12 protein-coding genes are annotated in these 19,568 nt (G+C 48.3%); all 12 read right to left on the reverse strand.

Annotated features, from left to right (window positions below; translation table 11 throughout):
- Nucleotides 1–123: 123 nt before the first annotated feature.
- Nucleotides 124–4,857, reverse strand: coding sequence for a beta-L-arabinofuranosidase domain-containing protein (locus HHL17_RS33625; RefSeq protein WP_240975925.1), 4,734 nt, complete (start codon nt 4,855–4,857; stop codon nt 124–126).
- An 8-nt stretch (nt 4,858–4,865) separates the two neighbouring features.
- Nucleotides 4,866–6,845 carry an alpha-L-arabinofuranosidase C-terminal domain-containing protein gene (locus HHL17_RS20445; protein ID WP_169226646.1) on the reverse strand — a complete coding sequence of 660 codons (1,980 nt, stop codon included), beginning with the start codon at nt 6,843–6,845 and terminating at the stop codon, nt 4,866–4,868.
- A 150-nt stretch (nt 6,846–6,995) separates the two neighbouring features.
- A complete protein-coding gene (locus HHL17_RS20450; protein WP_169226647.1) occupies nt 6,996–7,712 on the reverse strand; it encodes an NUDIX hydrolase in 717 nt (238 codons plus the stop codon).
- 53 nt (nt 7,713–7,765) lie between these two features.
- The gene (locus HHL17_RS20455) at nt 7,766–9,448 is read right to left on the reverse strand and encodes a sodium:solute symporter family transporter (RefSeq protein ID WP_169226648.1); all 1,683 of its coding nucleotides are present in this window, start codon (nt 9,446–9,448) and stop codon (nt 7,766–7,768) included.
- A gap of 97 nt (nt 9,449–9,545) precedes the next feature.
- A complete protein-coding gene (gene araA / locus HHL17_RS20460) occupies nt 9,546–11,024 on the reverse strand; it encodes an L-arabinose isomerase (protein ID WP_169226649.1) in 1,479 nt (492 codons plus the stop codon).
- Nucleotides 11,025–11,035: 11 nt separating this feature from the next.
- The gene (locus HHL17_RS20465) at nt 11,036–11,734 is read right to left on the reverse strand and encodes an L-ribulose-5-phosphate 4-epimerase (protein WP_169226650.1); all 699 of its coding nucleotides are present in this window, start codon (nt 11,732–11,734) and stop codon (nt 11,036–11,038) included.
- A 4-nt stretch (nt 11,735–11,738) separates the two neighbouring features.
- Nucleotides 11,739–13,412, reverse strand: a complete 1,674-nt coding sequence (locus tag HHL17_RS20470; RefSeq protein ID WP_169226651.1) for a ribulokinase — start codon at nt 13,410–13,412, stop codon at nt 11,739–11,741.
- A gap of 351 nt (nt 13,413–13,763) precedes the next feature.
- A complete protein-coding gene (locus HHL17_RS20475) occupies nt 13,764–15,704 on the reverse strand; it encodes a glycoside hydrolase family 97 protein (RefSeq protein ID WP_169226652.1) in 1,941 nt (646 codons plus the stop codon).
- A gap of 161 nt (nt 15,705–15,865) precedes the next feature.
- Nucleotides 15,866–16,447, reverse strand: coding sequence for a transposase (locus HHL17_RS20480; RefSeq protein WP_206156110.1), 582 nt, complete (start codon nt 16,445–16,447; stop codon nt 15,866–15,868).
- 161 nt (nt 16,448–16,608) lie between these two features.
- On the reverse strand, nt 16,609–16,731 hold the full coding sequence (locus tag HHL17_RS33965) for a hypothetical protein (RefSeq protein ID WP_394353278.1): 123 nt from the start codon (nt 16,729–16,731) through the stop codon (nt 16,609–16,611).
- A 290-nt stretch (nt 16,732–17,021) separates the two neighbouring features.
- Nucleotides 17,022–18,572 carry a T9SS type A sorting domain-containing protein gene (locus HHL17_RS20490; protein WP_169226653.1) on the reverse strand — a complete coding sequence of 517 codons (1,551 nt, stop codon included), beginning with the start codon at nt 18,570–18,572 and terminating at the stop codon, nt 17,022–17,024.
- 442 nt (nt 18,573–19,014) lie between these two features.
- Nucleotides 19,015–19,533: a hypothetical protein gene (locus HHL17_RS20495; protein ID WP_169226654.1), complete on the reverse strand. Its 519-nt coding sequence runs from the start codon at nt 19,531–19,533 to the stop codon at nt 19,015–19,017.
- Nucleotides 19,534–19,568: the final 35 nt, after the last annotated feature.

Genomic DNA, 19,568 nt, shown 5'->3' on the forward strand with positions numbered 1-19,568 from the left:
TATTATATGTAATTTTTTCATTAAGCTATCATAATTCTATTCGTGTAGCCATTATAGTTATCAAGCAATAAAAGGGACCTCCTGCCATATGATGGCAGGAGGTCCCTTTTATTGCTGATACAGTTATTTAACGATCCACTCCTGGATACCGGAAGCATTTTCAGACGGCAACTGTACTTCCATTTTTAGCGCAGTGGTTTTCACCGGGTCAAACTGTACAGTATTGTACTGGTCTTTTGCCGTACCATAACTGCTAACATTTTGCACCGGCAACCATTCATTACCCTTTTTGTAATACAGCTTCCAGGAAGCGGGCACCCGGCAGCCTCCAAAGGGGCCGTCGTCGTACCAGTACACACTCGAAGAGGAGATGGTATATTCCTGGTCGAAATCGTATTGTACCCATTCGACTGAACCCTGTTTAGGCCACCAGTGAAAATACGGGACGTTATTATCTTTCGAGTCCCTGGGTTCATATTGATCGTTCAGGGCCATATACATTTTTTTGTTAGGCGCTGAAGCGCTGACCTTACTTTTAGAAGCAATCGTGGGCGCAGGTTTCGGGCGGGCGGCGGCCTCTTCGAAGGGAATCCATACCGTCATTTCTCCGGGGCCGCGGTTAGCCCAGGCATAGTACGGTATAGCCGTTACCGTTTGGGCAGACTTTACCAGCGCGGGACTGTTCAACTGCCTGCTGGCTGATACACCTTTCATTTCCAGTACCGTAACGCCATTCAGCAAAGAAGGCTTGTAAACAGCCTGCACGGCCGCATTTTTATCGACGATGATGTTCTGCACCGTGGCGTCTTTGTTGTCGGGGCCCTCCAGGCAATATATAATGGGGCCGCGTTGCAGCGCAAAACGGCCTTTATCCGCTTCCACGAGGCTGTCGGCCATCAGCTTCTGTACTTCAATGGGGAAATCCAGGCTGATCTTGTCATTCGTTTTCCAGGTGCGTTCCAATACAGCATAACCTTTCTCCATACGGTATTTCACGGGTTGGCCGTTCAGGAGGATGCTGATCTTTTTTTGCGGTGTTCCCGGCGCATCGAAATAGAGGTTGCCCGGTACCGGCTTATTCAGTGCCCAACCGGGAATGCGGATGTGCAGGGCGAAAGCCGTGGCTTTGGCAGGAGCGATCATGATGTCAGTCCTCCCCTCCCATGGATAGTTAGTCTGTTGGGTAACGGTTATTTTTCCTGCCGGCAGTGTTATATCGGCTGTATTACCCACAAAGAGGTTTACATACAGGTGATCGGCATGCTGTCCATATACATAACCGGGCATCGAAGGCAGGAAGCGGGTCATGTTAGAAATACAACAGGCGCATCCAAACCAGGCGCTGCGTTGGTGCTGGCCCATGGAAGCCAGCGGATTAGGATAAAAAAAGTGATCGCCACTGAGAGACACACCGCTGAGCAAACCGTTGTACAGCGTGCGTTCCATCACATCGATATACTTGGCGTCGCCATGCAGGAGGAACATACGACTGTTCCAGTACACATTAGCAATGGCCGCACAGGTTTCCGCGTAAGCAGACATATTAGGCAACTCATATGCGTGGCCGAAGGCTTCACCATTGCCGGTAGCACCAATGCCACCGGTAACATACAATTTCCTGTTCACCACGTCCTGCCAGATATCGTCGATGGCAGACAGGTACTGCTGGTTGCCCGTCAGTGCAGCTACATCGGCCATACCGGTGTACATATAGGCGGCCCTTACCGCATGTCCTACGGCTTCGTGCTGCTCGGTCACTTTTTTATAGGACTGGTTATACTCGCCACTATTGGGTTTACCCGGACCGCGTACATCGAGGAAAAATTTAGCCAGGTCCAGGTATTCCTTTTTGCCGGTTGCCCGGTACATCCTGGTGAGCCCTGTTTCAACGATCTGGTGGCCAGGGAAACGTTCTTCCTTACCAAACCCGAATACGCTGACCAGCAGGTCGGCATTTTTGATGGCGATGTTCAACAGTGTCGTTTTACCCGTAGCCTGGTAATGTGCTACTGCGGCTTCAAACAGGTGACCTGAATTATACAGTTCATGGCTCAGGTCTTCTTCCTTTTCCCAGCGTTTGACGCCCATCCATGCATGGGGGTGGGTGGTTTTCATGGTCCTGAAAGTATACAGGTATCCATCTTTTTCCTGTGCAGCACCAATAATGGCGATCAGCGTATCAAGATATCTTTCCAGTTCCGGGTTTTTCTTTACCTGCAGACTATAGGAGGCGCCTTCAATCACCTTGTACAGGTCAGTATCATCAAAGGTATACTCCGTCATTTTATCATCAGAGAGTTTACCGGCAGCGCGCAGGAAATTATCTATACGCCCTGTTTTCCGGCATTGCTCCAGCGTATAGGGAATAGACACCTCGGCATTTACTTTTATTTTAGGCGCCCAGAAACTATCGGACACGTGTACCTGTGTAAATGGCACCGGCTGGATAGGATAATCTTTCTTTACCTGGCCGCCGGCCGTACCGGCGATGGAAGTGCCCCTGATCATTCTTACAGGGCCATATACGGGGCCGGCACTGTTGTTGGGGTGCGCTTGCAGTGTTACCGTCACCGTTTGTTTTCCCCGGGTGACTGCTATCGGTAACGGATATATGATTTCGTAAAATTTGCTGGCCTTATACTTATTGAGATCTTCTGTGGCAATCTTTACATTATCGATAAGAATATCGAAAGTACGGTAACGATTGTCCATTCCCCAATAGTTACAGAGGAGGCTGTTCTCTGTGCTGCTATCCACCTTCATGATGAACGTGAGCGCTCCGCCTTCTTCCGCTATGCGCCATTTACGGCCATGATCTTCGCCGGTATTGGTTTTATCCGCCATCAGGTGATGGTCCCTTTCCGGCTGCATTTCGCCCAGGCGCAGTATGTCAACGGTACTGGCCTCTATCTGTTGTTGTCTTTTTTTCTCAGCGGCATATTTCTCCTGTTGCACGGCCCATTCCTGTGGGGTGAAGGCGTCCCAGTACACGCTGTAATGTTCACCTTGCACGGTGCTGAATGGCACCAGGTGCAGGTCTTGTGGCTGCCCCACCTGGTTGGTATGGAACGCCAATGGTTGCTGTGGATCACGCGTTACCCATTTTGCGGCATTGCGCTCCGGCGTTACCAGCACGGGAATACCAGCTACCGGGTCAGGTTCTTTTTCTCCCAGCACGCCCGCCAGTACCACCGGTCCGTACAACAGCGCTATCCGGCCGGGATTATCCGGCATGGCTTCGCTGTAGATACCCATCGGAAACGTCAATGTTACCTGGTCGCCATCGTTCCATTTACGGTATAGCGAAATGTAACCATCTGCGCCAACGGTAATATTCGTTTGTACCTTACCGTTAACCAACACCTGCATACCTTCCTGGACCCAACGCGGTTGGCGGATGCGCAAAGAAAAGGAAGTAGCTTTTGCAGCGTGGATGGTAAACAATACTTTATTGTCTGCCGGCAGTGTTGTGGTTTGTTCTACCGTTACATTCTTATCCCGCCAGTGCAAGCGGGAAGGGATGAACAGGTTTACATACAAACTGCCATCTGCTCCTTCAAAATAAATGCTTTCGCCATATTTCACGTGGTTCTCCATACCAGAGCCTACGCAGCAGGTAAAGGTGTGGAAGGAATCGCTGAACTCCTTACGGGCACCCATTCTCAACGGCACAAAATAACACATCATACCATTCTGATGGTTTTGTGAAGCGAGGATATGATTGTACAATCCACGTTCATAATAATCCATCAGGTTGGCTGCCGGGCGCAGGGCAAACAGGTGCCGCGTCAGCTTCAGCATGTTATAGGTATTGCAGGTTTCCATGGTGTTGTCGGTAAGCTGGTCATTCAGTCTATCCGCAGGTCCCAGGTATTCATAGTTGCTGTTGCCGCCAGGCGCATAGGAATGATGCCTGGTCACTGTGTTCCAGAAGAAAGAAGCGATGGTACTGTCTTTTCCGCTGCCGGTGAGCTCGTAGCGGCGGATGCAGCCTATTACCTTCGGTATTTGTGTGTTGGAATGTTTACCAGGCAATACGTCCAGCCGGGCAGCCAGGGAATCGAGGATACGCCTGTCGTGAAACCTGAAAGACATGTCCAGGTATTTTTTTTCAGCGGTCAGCGCGTAGGTATTTACCAGCACATCGTTCATGCCACCATATTCGCACAACAACATTTTTTGTACCAGTGAATCAGGGAGATGATTGACGATTGTTCCTGTCCAGTCAGCCATGCCTTTTTCGATAGTCAGCGCCTTTTTATTATCACAGTAGAAATAGGCATCCAGCAGGCCTGCCATTATTTTGTGCACGGTGTACCAGGGCGACCAACCGCCGTTTAAGTCAAATCCCCGGGAGCGGATGTTACCTGCCGACACCTGGGCCCACAAAGTATCTTCACCGGGTATAGCGCCCAGGTAGCCGGTCTTGCGGTGTTGCTGGCATACTGCCAGTTCCTCCACGATATAGTTTACCCGGTCAAGAAACCGTTTATCACCTGTGGTGGCGTATTGCATGGAGCAGGCAGACAGGTAATGCCCGAGGGTATGCCCCGCCAGCCCGGTAGACTCCCAGCCACCGTAACGTTCTCCTTTGGCCTTTAAGCCGGCATGACTGCGGAAGTCTGCCAGCAGCCTGTCAGGCTCCAGTAGCAGCAGATAGCGTGCATCTGCTTCCATGGCTTGTTTAAACGGGCCCTCCAGCACCTGCACATCCCGCAAGGGAAAGGCATACGCCTGCAGCGGCACTACCGGCTTAACTTTTACGGCAACATCATGCCGGCCAGGCACATAAGATTGCGCAGCGATATTGGTTAGCCCGGTATGCAGCGCCAGTAAAACAAGAAACAGTTTCTTCATAACAACGCCTACTTGTTTATTTTAGCCCTGACCACATAAAAAGACCAGGGTGCGATTTCAGTACGGACCGTTTTGCCTTTGATGGCGATGTTTTTTTCTTCCGGGGAAATACCCAAGGGCTTGTCCAGCGTATTAATCGCCTGCAGATCATTGCTCCGGAGGATGGTCAGCCGGCCGTTGGCAGCCAGGCCTTTTACGCCTTCCACAGCCACGGCCACGGGTTTGGCTGTGGCTGACGCATTGACCAGTTTGATCACCAGTTCACCGCTTTGTTCATCTACTACCGTGGAGGCATATACGCTATCCTGTCCGCTGATGACCTGGTTATCCTTTAGTATAGGCACTACCACGGTGCCTTTGTTATTGGCGTAGAGTTTCTGTACATAGTAGTTGGGTGTGCCGTAGGAGCGCAGGTTATCGAACCAGATAAGGTCCGGCGCCCACTGCCATCCATCCACATGCGCCAGCAGCGGTGCATAGGAGGCCATTTCCACCACATCTGCATTGCGTTCCAGGCCGGTCATGAAAGCCGCTTCGGTCAATGCGCTCTGCCAACTGTTTTTATGGTAGCCATCGGTGCCTTTGCCATGCGCGGCATATTCGCCGGCAAAAATCTTAGGCCCCTTGCGATCGTAGGAATCATACCGGGACGCATTACTGAGGAACCATTCCGGTGAGCTGTAGTAGTGCTCATCGAGGATATCAGCATGCAGTTTGCGGAGGGTATCATTCAGGAAGTTAAATTTATCGCCTGACGGACCGGGGCCAAGACTGTTGACCAGCCTGATTTCCGGGTATTTGTTTTTGATGGCTTTTGCAAACAGCGTATACCTTTCTACATACTGCGGGCCCCACTGTTCATTGCCCACGCCCATCATTTTCAGGTTAAAGGCGGCAGGGTGTCCCATTTTAGCTCTCAGTGCTCCCCATTTGGTATTAACGTCACCATTGGCAAATTCGATGAGGTCCAACGCATCCTGGATGTAGGGGTCCAGTTCGTTAATGGCCACCACCTCTGCACTGTTAAACTGACAGGCCATGCCGCAGTTGAGGATGGGTAACGGTGACGCACCTATGTCTTCCGCCAGCAGGAAGTATTCAAAGAACCCAAGGCCAAAGGACTGGAAATAATCCGGTGCCGCGCGGTGGGCAAATTCGTTGTTCCAGCGGTTGATGATCACTTCGCGCTCATTCACGTCGCCAACAGTTTTCTTCCATTGATAGCGGTTCACCAGTTCACGTCCTTCCACAATACAGCCGCCGGGAAACCGGAGGAAGCCCGGACGCAGGTCGGCCAGCAGTTGCACCAGGTCCGCCCGGAGGCCATTGCTGCGTTCTTTCCAGGTATGTTGAGGGAACAGGGAGATCATATCCACATCGATCACGCCGGTACCGGTGAAAGTCAGCTGTAATTTACCTTTCGCTGCGGTAGCGGCAGCCGTAAGGCCGGTTTTGTATAGCTGCCAGTTGTTGCTGTCCAGCGATACTGTCGTAGTCCCGATTGTTTTACCCGCATCATCCAGCAATGTTACGGTGAACTTTACAGCACTACCTGGCTGCTGCCGCGCATACAGCGAGAAATGATACTGCTCTCCCGCCTTAATGCCCATACCACGGAAACCCTCATTGACCAGGGTAAAAGGGCGTGCAGCCGGCAAGGTTATTTTTGCAAAACGAGGGTTGGAACTGTTATCGTCTTTACGGTTAACGACCATTATCTGTCCATTAGAAACCGCCCCTTCAGGGATAGTCCAGCCCATCAGCGGGGAACTGAATTCAAAAGAACGGTTCTTCACCAGTTCAGCATAAATGCCCCCGTCGGCGCTGAAGTTGATATCTTCAAAGAAGATACCCCACATGCCGGGCGACACTGTTGTTTTCACCTCCCCTGCCTTCACCGTAAAATTCAGCGGCTGCTGGGCCGCTGATGGGGACGTATAAACGCCGGCCATTAGTGCAAGAGAGGCTATGATAGGTTGTATTTTCATATGTTGATCATTCCTGTTTTTATGAGTACGCGGTATACTGTTTTTGTATCTACCACCCTATTTTAATTGTCATTTAAACAATTATATTATACTGTAAAAAAAGTGTTCCCGCTGGGAACACAAGCTTTCTATAATGCCTTGCAGCCTTTTCTATAAAGTACTGTTACGCTGTACATGCGGATCGGGAACGAAGTTCAGGAACGCATGAAAATTAGCGTTATATTTTTTCCGGTCAATTTTATAATACCAGGCGCCTTTCTTAGAGCTTAGCTTGTCTTTATCTGCCAGCTTTACCAGCAATTTGGTAGAAAGAACTTTGCGGCTGAAATTGCCCTTATCGAATGAGGTATTATATACTGATTCATACAATTGCTGTAACTGAGGGATGGTAAACTTGGCCGGCAGCAGTTCGAGCAACAGCGGGTGTAAAGCTGCTCTATAGCGGAGCTTTTCCTTTGCCAGGTCCACCATTTCCTTGTGATCAAAGATAAGATCAGGATGATGATTAATAGGGAACCATACTGCATGAAAATCCTCGTTGAGCGGTTGTTTGTATTTCTGGATATCAATAAGGGCAGTATAGGCAACAGACACCGTACGTTCTACCGTATCACGGGACGGTGAGCTGAAGGTATGCAGTTGTTCCATATAGATACCATCCAGTCCGCTGAGATTTTTCAATATCCTGCTGGCTGCCTCTTCTGCACTTTCATGTTCCTGTATAAAACCACCCACCAGGCTCCATTTGCCTTTACATGGCTCAAACCCCCTTTGTATCAGCAACAGTTTCAGCTCCTGTCCATCGAACCCAAAAATGATACAGTCAACCGCGAATAACAACCTGGTCTGCTGCGAGTATCTCTTCATAAAAACAAATTAGAAGATGAAAGTACAATATATTGACGGGAATTCCCACACACCTACCAGAACCGGATATACAAAGCAGATAACAGCAATAATATAACAACGATCAGTACTGTAGTACCTGGTGCAACCCTAAACATTCCCTTGTCCAGCACAAACGCCTTCGGATTGTTTTTGGGGCCTGCGAAACTGATGAGGACCATGATGATCATGGTAAACATAAAGGCCAGTCCCATACAAATGAGGAAAGGTATTTCATAACCGCCTTTACCGTTAGGATAAGCGGTATACAGTAGCGTTTCATGCCCCAGCACTGCCGGCGCAAACTGGTTAAAGAACACACAGAGCGTAAAACCGGTGATAATGCCAGCCACCGCAGCAGAGCCGGTAGTGCGTTTCCAGAACATGCCCAACAAAAACATGGCGAACACCCCCGGACTGATAAAGCCGGTATATTTCTGGATGAAGGTAAAACCGCCTTCACCGCCTATGCCCAGCAGGTCGTTCCAGGTAAAGAGAATTCCCAGGAGCATCGCAGTAATAACGGTGATGCGGCCGGTCCATACCAGTTTGGCTTCGGAAGCATCTTTCCTGATATATTTACGGTATATGTCCAGGGTAAAAATGGTGGAGATACTGTTGGCCTTACCTGCCAGAGAAGCCACGATTGCAGCAGTCAAAGCCGCTATCGACAACCCTTTCAGACCGGAAGGCAAAAAGCCCAGGATAGCCGTATAGGCGCCATCTTTACTGGACAGGCCGGGCAGGTGGCCATTTTTCTGCAACACATATGCCGCAATACCGGGCAGCATTACAATAACAGGCATCATGATCTTCAGCAGCCCGGCAAAGAGGATGCCGTTGCGCGCAGTTTGCAGATCAGCGCCCAGTGCGCGTTGGGTGATATATTGGTTACAGCCCCAGTAATTGAGGTTTACGATCCATTGTCCCGCCGCATACATCAGGATACCGGGCAGCACCAGGTATTTGTTGATATATTCCTGTGAAGAACCGGCCGATGGTTTGGCGAGTATCATATGAAAATGGTCGGGCGCATCTTTCATCAGTGCGTGAAAACCTGCCAGGGCATTGTGCCCGAGCCCAAACTTCTCGCTGACCAGCGTTAGTGCCATATAGGTGGTCGCCAGTCCTCCGATGATCAACACCCCTACCTGGACCACATCTGTGTAACCGATCACTTTCATGCCACCAAGGGTAATGATAATAGCAAATACAGACAGGGCAATCATCACCACATGCAGGTACTCCCCGCCCAGCAGCCCGTTGATGGCCAGTGCGCCGAGGTATAAAATGGAAGTAAGATTAACAAACACATAAAGAAACAACCAAAAAACAGCCATGATCAGCGCCACTGTTTCGTTGTACCGCGTTTTCAGGAACTGCGGCATGGTATAGATTTTATTCTTCAGGTAGATAGGAATAAACCAAACCGCAATAATGATCAGTGCAATGGCGGCGATCCATTCATAGGCCGCTACGGCAATACCTACAAAGTAACCATCGCCGCTCATGCCGATAAACTGCTCTGCAGAGATGTTTGATGCAATCAGCGATGCGCCGATCGCCCACCAGGTAAGGGAACCTTCGGCAAGAAAGAAATCCTTGGTGTCCGAATCAGTTTTCTTTTTTCTCCTGTATATCCAATAACCATATACAGCAACAACGATGAAATAGGTAATGAAGACGAGTATATCGCCGGTGGAAAGGATGTTTTGCATAACGGGCGTTTTATTAGTGTTTGCGCCGTGGAAGTTGGCATATGATACCACTGCGTGTGTTCCCGGCGTTTACCGGGAACACACGCAGCGAATGAAATTATCGATAACAGGCATCGTTCCAGCGAAGCTCATTTCTGAACTCACGGAGGTCGGTATGCCTGCCGATGAGGGCCAGTTCGATACCTGCCATGTCCGCAAAGTCCTGCATATGCGCGGAGGTAAGATTCTGGCTATAACAGGTATGATGTGCACCACCGGCCAGTATCCAGGCGGTACAGCCTTTCTTCATGTCCGGATAGGGCTTCCATAACACACGCGCTACCGGTAACTTAGGCAGGTCCTGTGGTGGCGCCACGGCCTCCACTTCATTTACCAGCAGGCGGAAACGGTTGCCCATATCCACGATGGAAGCGTTGATAGCAGGACCGGCAGCGGAGTTAAATACCAGCCGCACCGGGTCCGCCTTCCCTCCTATTCCCAGCGGATGTTTTTCACAGGATGGTTTGCCGGCCGCAATAGACTCACAGATTTCCAGCATATGAGAGCCCAGCACCATGGGATTGGATGGGTCAAAGTGGTAGGTATAATCTTCCATAAAAGAGTTGCCGCCAGGTAAACCGCTGCCCATTACTTTCATCGCGCGTACCAGTGCAGCCGTTTTCCAGTCGCCTTCGCCGGCAAAGCCATACCCGGCTTTCATAAGCCGCTGCACCGCAATACCGGGCAACTGTATCATACCATGCAGGTCTTCAAAAGTATCAGAGAAGCCTTTGAAATTCCCTTCTTCCAGGAATGTTTTCAGCCCCAGTTCTATCCTGGCCGCATCTTTCAGCGCCTGGTCCTGCAACAGTGCGGCAGAAACCGTATATGCCTCCCCGTATTCCTTCACCAGTGCCGTCACTGCTGTGTCAGAAACACTATTAATGACATTGACGAGATCGCCGATGCCGTGTGTGTTACAGGAGAAACCCAGCTTCGACTCCGCTTCCACTTTATCGCCATCTGTTACCGCCACATACCGCATATTATCGCCGAAACGGACAAAGCGGGCCCCCTGCCAGTCGTGCCACCCTGCGGCCACCCTGGCCCAGGCTCCCAGCTCTGCCAGCACTTCCGGGTCCTGCCAATGGCCGGTGATCACTTTACGGTTGATCCGCATGCGGCTCATCATAAACCCGAACTCCCTGTCGCCGTGGGCGCTTTGGTTCAGGTTCATAAAGTCCATATCTATTTCGCTCCAGGGGATATCGCGGTTATACTGTGTATGCAGGTGGCAAATGGGCCTGGACAATGCTTTCAGTCCGCGTATCCACATTTTGGCCGGCGAGAAGGTATGCATCCAGGTGATGACGCCGATACAATTGGGCGTGCTGTTGGCTTCCATACATACCGCGTAAATTTCATCCGCCGTTTTTACGGTGGGCTTATATACCACGGTAACGGGTATACGGGTATCGCGGTGTAGCGAAGCGGCAATTTCCTGGCTGTGGGCGGCTACCTGTTTTAATGTTTCTTCACCATATAAATGCTGGCTGCCGGTTACAAACCAGACCTCGTAATTTTTCAGATTAATCATGTTCATTTGTTTTACTGCCCGTAATAGGAATGGGGGCCATGTTTACGTTCAAAGTGTTTTTTGATCAGCGCGTCTTTCAGTCGGGGTACATTCCCGTTGATGGATTCTGTGAGATAAGCCATTTGTGCTACCGACTCCAATACGGCGCTGTTATATACTGCTTTGGCAGGTGTTGGGCCCCAGGTGAAGGGAGCATGGTTCCCTACCAGGATCATTTCTATTTCTTCATAAGACACCCCGCGTTCCGCCAGTGTGTTGATGATCTGGAAGCCGGTCTGGTATTCATAGTCGCCGGCGATCATGTCATCCGGCATGGGCGGAGCGCATGGAATGTCCATCGTATTGTGGTCTGCGTGGGTGGTGCCATAGATAGGGATATCGCGCTGGCTCTGCGCCCATGCCGTAGCATACGTAGAATGCGTATGCACGATACCACCGATATGTTCCCAGTGTTTATACAATACAGCGTGGGTGAGGGTATCAGAAGAAGGGCGTAGCTGCCCGTCCACTGTTTTCCCATCGAAGTCTACGATCACCATTTTTTCGGGAGACAACTCCGCATAGGGAACGCCGCTGGGTTTGATGGCAAACACGCCCAGCCGGCGATCTGCCGCGCTGACGTTGCCAAAGGTAAAGATGACCAGTCCGAGTGCAGGCAGCTGCATATTGGCATCGTATGCCGCCTGCCGGATATGTTGATACTGTTGCATACAATTAATCACTGTTAACGGTGGCGCTAAATGCGCCTAATGTTTTATACTTCCGGTACCTGTTTTCGTATATGCCTGCATGATGGGCATCAGGCTGATAGGTTATTTCAAAGCCCTGCCCCATCGCTTCCATGGCCTCTTCCACCCTGCTGAAGATGCCTGCGGCCGTAGCGGCGAACATAGCAGCGCCTAATGCGCATGTTTGCTCCGAGCGGTGTATCCGTATAGGCATGTTCATGATATCGGCCATCATCTGCATAATGAAGGCCGATTTTTTCGCTACGCCGCCGATGCCTATCAGTCCCTTTACAGGCACGCCTTCTCTTTCAAAGCGCTCTACAATGGCTTTGGCGCCGAAGCAGGTGGATTCCGCCACGGCCCGGAAAATGCGCGGCGCGTCTGAAGCCAGGTTCAGGCCGGTGAGCGTGCCTTTGAGCGATTGGTCCGCGTCGGGAGTACGGCGGCCATTAAGCCAGTCGATCCCCAGCTCGTCCTGTTCCTGCGGGGAGATTTGCGCCGCCTGCACGGCCAGCTCGGCGATCATCCTGCCAGAGGTCTCCTGCGCCAGTCTGGCGGCGATTTCAGGGGTGATGAGGGAGGAGGATGACAGCAGGTGTTGTAACGGCCACGCCAATACGTTGCTGAACCAGGCATAGGCATCACCGAAGGCAGATTGCCCCGCTTCCATGCCCATCATACCGGGAATCACAGAGCCGGGTACCTGTCCGCAAATGCCTTTTACCAGCTTGTGTTCCATTTCATCCATGGGCGCCACCAGCATATCGCAGGTGGAAGTGCCCATTACCTTGCTGAGATGGTAAGGCTCTATTTGTCCGCCTACGGCGCCCATATGAGCATCAAAGGCGCCGATACCGATCACCACATCGGTGGAGAGCCCCAGCCTTTCCGCCCATTCCGGGCAAAGATGGCCGGCTGCTTCGCCGGCGGTATAGGTCCTTGTAAACAGCCGTTTGGTAAATCCCTGCAATAGCGGATCTACTGCGGAGAAAAAAGCATCCGGGGGCAGACCACAGAACTCTGTGGCAAACAAAGCCTTGTGACCTGCACTGCAAATGCCGCGCTTCATCTGCCGGATATGTTTTCCGCCAGACAACAGAAAGGGTATCCAATCGCAGTGCTCTACCCAGGAGTAAGTGGCTTTCCTCACTGCTTCATCTGCCCGGAGAATATGCAGCAGCTTGGCCCAGAACCATTCTGACGAATAAATCCCTCCCACGAAGCGGAGATAATCCTGTTTAAAGGTGGCGGCAGTAGCATTGATGGCAGCGGCTTCCTTCAGCGCCGTGTGGTCTTTCCATAGCACAAACATGGCGTTGGGATTATCCCGGAAAGCGGGCGTGAGTGCCAGTGGCGTGCCGGTTTCATCTACTGCTACCGGCGTAGAACCGGTAGTATCCACGGAGATGGCTTTAATATTAGCTGCAGCCCCATGCCCCGCCTGTTGCAGGCACTGCCGGATGGTAGCTTCCAGCCCCTCTATATAGTCCAGGGGATGCTGGCGGAACCGGCTTTCTGCGGCGTTGCAGTACAGACCGTCCTTCCAGCGCGGGTAATAAAATACAGCGGAGGCTATTTCATTTCCGTTGTGTACATCCACGATGATGGCACGTACCGAGTCCGTACCATAGTCTACTCCTATTACCCAGGATGAGCTCATATTAATTATTTAGTTGACATTTAATAAAAAAGCAAAATGATTGGCTGGTGTTGCTTCCGTGGAAAACATCAGGCAACAGGTATCCCTGTGCATGTATAACGGCACTGTAATTTTCATAACATGGATTTAAAAAACCGATCGTTCGTTGCGACAATTCAAAAGAACAAAACAATTGTCACATTTACAATTAAAACATCAAAAAAACTTTTAAAAAAGATAAACCATTGAACTGTAAAGCATTCCATCGATAATATTTTACGCCCACAATATTCTATACCCAAAAACAAGAGGCACCTCAAAAGTGGCGCCTCTGTTAAAGTTTTGACTTCTTTGAGATACTATCATCGTGATTTATTCCAGTACCATCAGTAACCCACCGGAGGCTTTCATTTCCACCTCCTTCACCGGCGTTGCGGCCGCATTGATATTTTCGATATGAAAAGAGAAGGAATCGTTTCCATCTGTGATCAGCTGCGCATTCCTTTTGCCGAAGATGGCGAGGTCAATCGGGACCTTTTGGGATACCGGTTGTGCATTGATCCCGGCGATATACCATTTTTTGCCTGCTCTCCTGGCCAGCACCACATATTTGCCGGGATATCCTGCCAGGAATTTCACGTCATCCCAGGTGGATGACAATTCACGCAGCACAGCTTTTACCTGTGCGTCTACTTTTGCCATTCCTTCCGGAGATTCAGCATAGTGTTGTATCCCGGAGAGAAACATTACTGACAATGCCAGTTGAAACGCATTGCTGGTTTTGCGCTGAACGCCCGACTGCACTTTATATAAGTTCACAGGCGTATAATCCATGGGATCAAAAACATTCCTGGTGAATGGCAGTACTGTGCAGATTTCAGCTTCCCTGTCTGCGTCGGCCTGGTTAAAGGTGACATTCTCAAACCCTCTCACCGCCTCAGCTGTCAGCAAATGAGGATAAGTACGCGCCCATCCTCTCGGCAGCGTTGCACCGTGAAAATTCACCATCAGCCTATTGGCTGCGGCATCATTCAGGATATCGATATAGTATTTTATTACGGACTGCCCGTCACCGGCAAAGAAATCTATTTTCACACCTTTAACGCCCATTTTCCTGATTCGCGCAAATTCTTTCATACGGCTTTCATGCGTGAGCAAAAGGTTTTTAGGCGTATATTTCACCGTATTCCAATCTCCGGCAGAATTGTACCAAAGCAATAAGGATACGTTTTTTCCTTTCGCGTAATCAACCAGCTTTTGCATCTGCGCATAGCCTATTTTCCGGTCCCAGTCAGCATCTACCAGGCAATATTGCCAGTGCATATCCGCAGCAAAATCAATGTACCGAACCTGTTCATCATAAGTGATGAAATCGTCCTTGGAATTGATCCAACTCCAGGATGCCTTACCTGGCTTGACAAACGACGTATTTTGGACAACAGCGGGTTTCGCCAGGTCAGTGCCTGCTGTGGAGGTGATGATGGTTTCGAGAGACCCGATAGTAATTACCCGCCATGGTGAAGAAAATGGTAAGGTAGCCTGCGGCAGATAGCCCTTGCCTGTGATGACCTCCCTGGGGTCCGGGAACCCAATTGTAAAATTGCCAGGAGTACGGGTGGATAACAGACGGGTGGCACAATACTGGCTATCCAGCCCTGATTCTGTCAGGAGCACCCAGCTCTCTTTTACTTTAAACAACGCCGGGTATACCCAGCCGGTTTTGTTCTCTCCTACATTTTCCACGGGCACGTCTGTATGATAATGTTCTTCATAGGCAGGGTTGCTGCTTTCCCATCCTGATTTAGCTACCTGCATTGGTTGCAGCCAGGTAGCTGTTCCTGCCGGGAAATTAAAAGCGGTATTTTCTTTTACCACCTGTTGTATACCGGTTGATTTGCCTGTAAGCAAATATTTAAATGCCACGGCATCATTGGATACCTGGAATACGATGCTCACCCCTGCTTTCTTTTCATTGACATAATGTAGCACCCGTTGATTCGCCTGGTAGCTGACCATCGATTTTTTATAGTAGATCATCCGGTAGCGGTCATTCACCAAACGGGTACCGGAGGCAGAAACAAAGTTGAAGGGGTGCGTCCTGTCAGCATCCGCCAGCTCCAACCCCAGCACGGAAGAGTCTATCACAACTGTATGATGATGCGTCACCTGGTAGCGGATCTCGCCTTCCCTCCCGCTCCATACGGCCACCTGTATTTTCTGATCAGGACTAGCGATCAGGACCGCTTTCGACTGCGCCCATACATGCGTTAGCGATAGAAAAAAGATGGCCAGGGTGATTTTTACGTTTTTCATAACTATAATATGTATATACGCCGTTTTAGAACGGCCCGGAAACGTGGTGTCGTCAAAAATAATAAACAAATGTCATTTTGACTATTATAATTTTTATCGGACGTTACAAAAACAGGGGTAATACATTAGTCATGGTCGGAAGAAATTCCGACCATTTCTTTTTAAGTTTTAAAGTACAGATCAGGATTTCCACCACATAAGACAACAATTTGAGCAATTGCCAGATCCCTGACTTCCATAGCCATTCGTCTTTTAGCTGTTTTATATCCTATTTCGTTCCTTTTTTTATACATCAGTACCATCATCGCTACAATTAGGGTTATATACAGCATTACCTGGATTCCATTTTTATTTAATAAAACCAGATGGCTAACGTTTAGTTCTTGTTTTATAAAACGAAAGAATACCTCTATATCCCACCTTCTTCTATAAGCCAGCGCTATATCTTTAGCTGATTGTTCAAAATCATTAGTTAAAATCCAAATTTGCTTATCGTCTTTTTTGCTTTTGACTACAACAAGTCGAAAATGGGTATCCACAAGATATTCCTTGCGGTGTTGATTGCCCCGTTTGTTATTGATTAATAGACCCGAATACAATTGGACTCTGCAATCTTTTACAAGATGGGACTGGCCTAAATCCATCTCCTGTTTCTCTGTTATAAAGGATTCATGTTCGACGAATTTTCTATTCTCTTTAGCTCTGCAAATAAATGATACCTGATTGGAGCTGAAGGCTTTCATTTAAGAGCCAGACTTCTTTTACATCCAAATCCTCTGGGCGTACTACTTTTTTCTCAAACAGATAATTGCTTTTTGCAGCATACACTACAAAGGATTCATAAAACAAAGGATGTTCTTCCAGGTGTTGGTTATGAAGTGGAGTAGGCCAGTAACCCACAATCTTACAATTCTTGTTTCAGGTGCTGGATAATCTGTTCCGTAGGATATTCCCATATCTCCAATTTTACTTTCGGATATTTTTTCATAAATCCGGTTAAAATACGTGCAAGCAGATAGGGAGCCAATGTAGGAATAATACCTACTTTAAGAATACCTTGTACTTCTTTCTTCTGATCTGCAATAATTTCTTTAATGCGGGCATTTTCTTTCAGAATAATCCGGGCTTGTGTTACTACCTAGGTTGTGTAACCAAGCATTTTTCTGCTGCTACTGTAAAGATGTTGCCTGATGGTTTACAGTTAAAGGAACAGCTACCAGCTGCTAAAATAATGCTATATGATAAGGAAGCTATTGGCAAGAAGAGAAAAACGGAAGAAAAATAGGGCTGGCCATTGATACGGCCAGCCCCAGACAATTATTTGGTAACAATAAATTTTTGAGAAGACAACTGATGATTATACGTCATCTTCAAGATATAAGTACCCGGTTGTAAGTCTTTAACAGATACGGACAAACGTGGAGATATCGGATAAGTATTGGATAATACCTGATTGCCATGAACATCCATGATTTGTATTATTACTGGTGTTTGTGCAGACTTATTATCAGCAGTAGTTGCCAGATTAATGTTGATATATACCACATCGTTGGTAGGATTTGGAAACAGGGTAAAATCAAAGGTATTGGCTTTTTTGCCAGGTAAGACAGCATTTTGTGTGGTGGTAATTGCTTTTGCAAACCAAGGCCCTTCAGTTGGATCACAATCCTTGTTCCATATCGCATAACTTGCCCAGTTACTCCATCCACAAGCTGTTCTAAACCGGTAACGCATTTGAATAACCGTTCTGGCAATAGCACTGGTGCGTATTAGTAATCCATATTCTTCTGTGCTGTTAAGATAGCTATAGTTAGGGTCTACTTCCCACTGATGTTGCAAGGCACTTTCTTTGCTCACATTAAGTACCGGGGTTAATGCAACCAATTCATTTGGACATACATACAGGATATTTCCCGGTGGCTGGTCATAGTATTGGTTGCCTGGTTGAAAAACATTTACTGCTGGCGTACCTACCTGAATATTTTTAACAGCATAAGGAGTACTACCACAACCATTGAATACAGAACGGCCATATAGTTGTATCGTACCGCTATAAGTACCAGGGCTGAGGGTTACGGTAGCACTGGTTGTAAGTAATGGGGTGGCAGCATTGTTTGAAAAAGTGCCATTTATTTTAACTGCATTAGCTGGCACGATATACCATTCGTAGCCGGAAGGTATACCAGCAGCAGCTGCAACGGTAATGCCGGCATCAGCACAGATGGTAATGGGTGTAGTGTTGTCAAATATGGGAGCCTGTTCTGGTGCAGATCTACTGATATTGGCAGAAATGGATTTACTTACACCATAACAGGTTTTATGTTGTACTGTAACAGTAATAGTACCCGGATTACCATTAGTAAAATTGATATTATCAGTAAAAGCTCCCCCGAATCCTCCCCAGCCGGCATTGTTACTCCACATGGATAAATCAGCCCCATTGATGGGCTTATAAATTGCATATTCCTTATAATTTCTGAAATCGCAGGGAATGGCAGGGGTAAATGAAGAAAATGCCAGTGCAGTCATTCCTTTAGGGAATACATCCAGCTGATAAGTATTGCCACAGGCGGTCATTTTTAATGGAACTGCTTTTTGAGTAGTTCCAGATAGTATTCTGTACTCATTTTTCCAGCTGATGTCTACCTTGTATTCTGTTTGTGCTTCAGATACATCTCGGCCGGTAATCGGACCAACGGAAACGGCACCGTTATCAGCATCAATAACTGGTCGGCCACAGCTCCGATTGAGTGTGATGCTATACGTATACGAAGTTTCCGGGCAAGGATTTTTTTCACCGGTAATGGTCTGCGCACCTGCTATATAGGTAAGCAGTAATCCGATAAACAGGAGTAGATTTCTTTTCATAAGAATAGGATGATGTGGGATAATAAAATATAATGAAACAATTGATATATAAGGGGAACCAGCAAGACAGTTAAGATAGCTGTCTTAAAACAGCACTTCACAATAGCGCAACGAATATAGGAGGAATAGTTTATGGCACACAAAAACGGCATGCTAATTTATTGTAAACTTTGTGTTAAGTAAATAAATTGTGGAGTGCTTGGTTTCTGGAGGAATCTTAGACAATCTTTCTGAAATAGAACTCCTACGGACTTTTTCATCCGTATCCAATATAGAAAAGAAAATGGTGGGAAGAAATTTTCTTCCCACCATGACTAGGTAATACATCCGGATTTTTTGCGGGAAGGAAGAGTTTTCCGTTGTCATCTGTGGAACTGCGGGCTGCCGGTCTGGGAATTTCCACAATTTCGTTTATTCGAAACAACAACTATACGTTTGACGCTTATATTTCTTTTCTCTCTACCCCATCAAACCGAACCTGGAATTTTTTTGCGTAGGCCTCCATTTGTTCCGGTATTGCCTCATTATTCTCCAGCCAATCCAGCTGGATCTCCAGCGGCTCTCTGCCATCCATAAAGAACAATATCAGGTAAACGAACAAGCCGCCTTCAGCCACCTCCTTCCTGATGGCATAACTGCGCAGAGAATGCCAGTCATAAGTATCTTCTTTATACCAGACCCCTTCCTGGTTCAATTCCAGCACCAGGGATTTTCGAATAGCCGTCCACGTACAGCCGCAGCATGCTATCAGGCCAATAATCAAAAATACCCAGCCAAAAAAAGAACTGACGCTTCCACTGGCCAACCAGTAATAGCCCTGCCATGCAGCCAGGAAACCTATCACCGCCGATACTGAATAGGCAAGGCGGTGTCTTCTATATTGTACGGTGGTTAACTCCATATGGTATGCTTTCCGTAAAATTAAGACATTTCCATGAACAGCACAGGCTTCCTCCTTCATACAGGGATGCTTATATATTCAAGCTAAACCAAATA

The organism is Chitinophaga fulva, assembly GCF_012927205.1.
GTDB lineage: Bacteria > Bacteroidota > Bacteroidia > Chitinophagales > Chitinophagaceae > Chitinophaga > Chitinophaga fulva.

Bases quoted from the DNA above. Each gene is read 5' to 3' on its own strand.
- HHL17_RS33625 (WP_240975925.1), bottom strand. From the start codon at position 4,857: ATGAAGAAACTGTTTCTTGTTTTACTGGCGCTGCATACCGGGCTAACC.
- HHL17_RS20445 (WP_169226646.1), bottom strand. From the start codon at position 6,845: ATGAAAATACAACCTATCATAGCCTCTCTTGCACTAATGGCCGGCGTT.
- HHL17_RS20450 (WP_169226647.1), bottom strand. From the start codon at position 7,712: ATGAAGAGATACTCGCAGCAGACCAGGTTGTTATTCGCGGTTGACTGT.
- HHL17_RS20455 (WP_169226648.1), bottom strand. From the start codon at position 9,448: ATGCAAAACATCCTTTCCACCGGCGATATACTCGTCTTCATTACCTAT.
- araA (WP_169226649.1), bottom strand. From the start codon at position 11,024: ATGATTAATCTGAAAAATTACGAGGTCTGGTTTGTAACCGGCAGCCAG.
- HHL17_RS20465 (WP_169226650.1), bottom strand. From the start codon at position 11,734: ATGCAACAGTATCAACATATCCGGCAGGCGGCATACGATGCCAATATG.
- HHL17_RS20470 (WP_169226651.1), bottom strand. From the start codon at position 13,412: ATGAGCTCATCCTGGGTAATAGGAGTAGACTATGGTACGGACTCGGTA.
- HHL17_RS20475 (WP_169226652.1), bottom strand. From the start codon at position 15,704: ATGAAAAACGTAAAAATCACCCTGGCCATCTTTTTTCTATCGCTAACG.
- HHL17_RS20480 (WP_206156110.1), bottom strand. From the start codon at position 16,447: ATGAAAGCCTTCAGCTCCAATCAGGTATCATTTATTTGCAGAGCTAAA.
- HHL17_RS20490 (WP_169226653.1), bottom strand. From the start codon at position 18,572: ATGAAAAGAAATCTACTCCTGTTTATCGGATTACTGCTTACCTATATA.
- HHL17_RS20495 (WP_169226654.1), bottom strand. From the start codon at position 19,533: ATGAAGGAGGAAGCCTGTGCTGTTCATGGAAATGTCTTAATTTTACGG.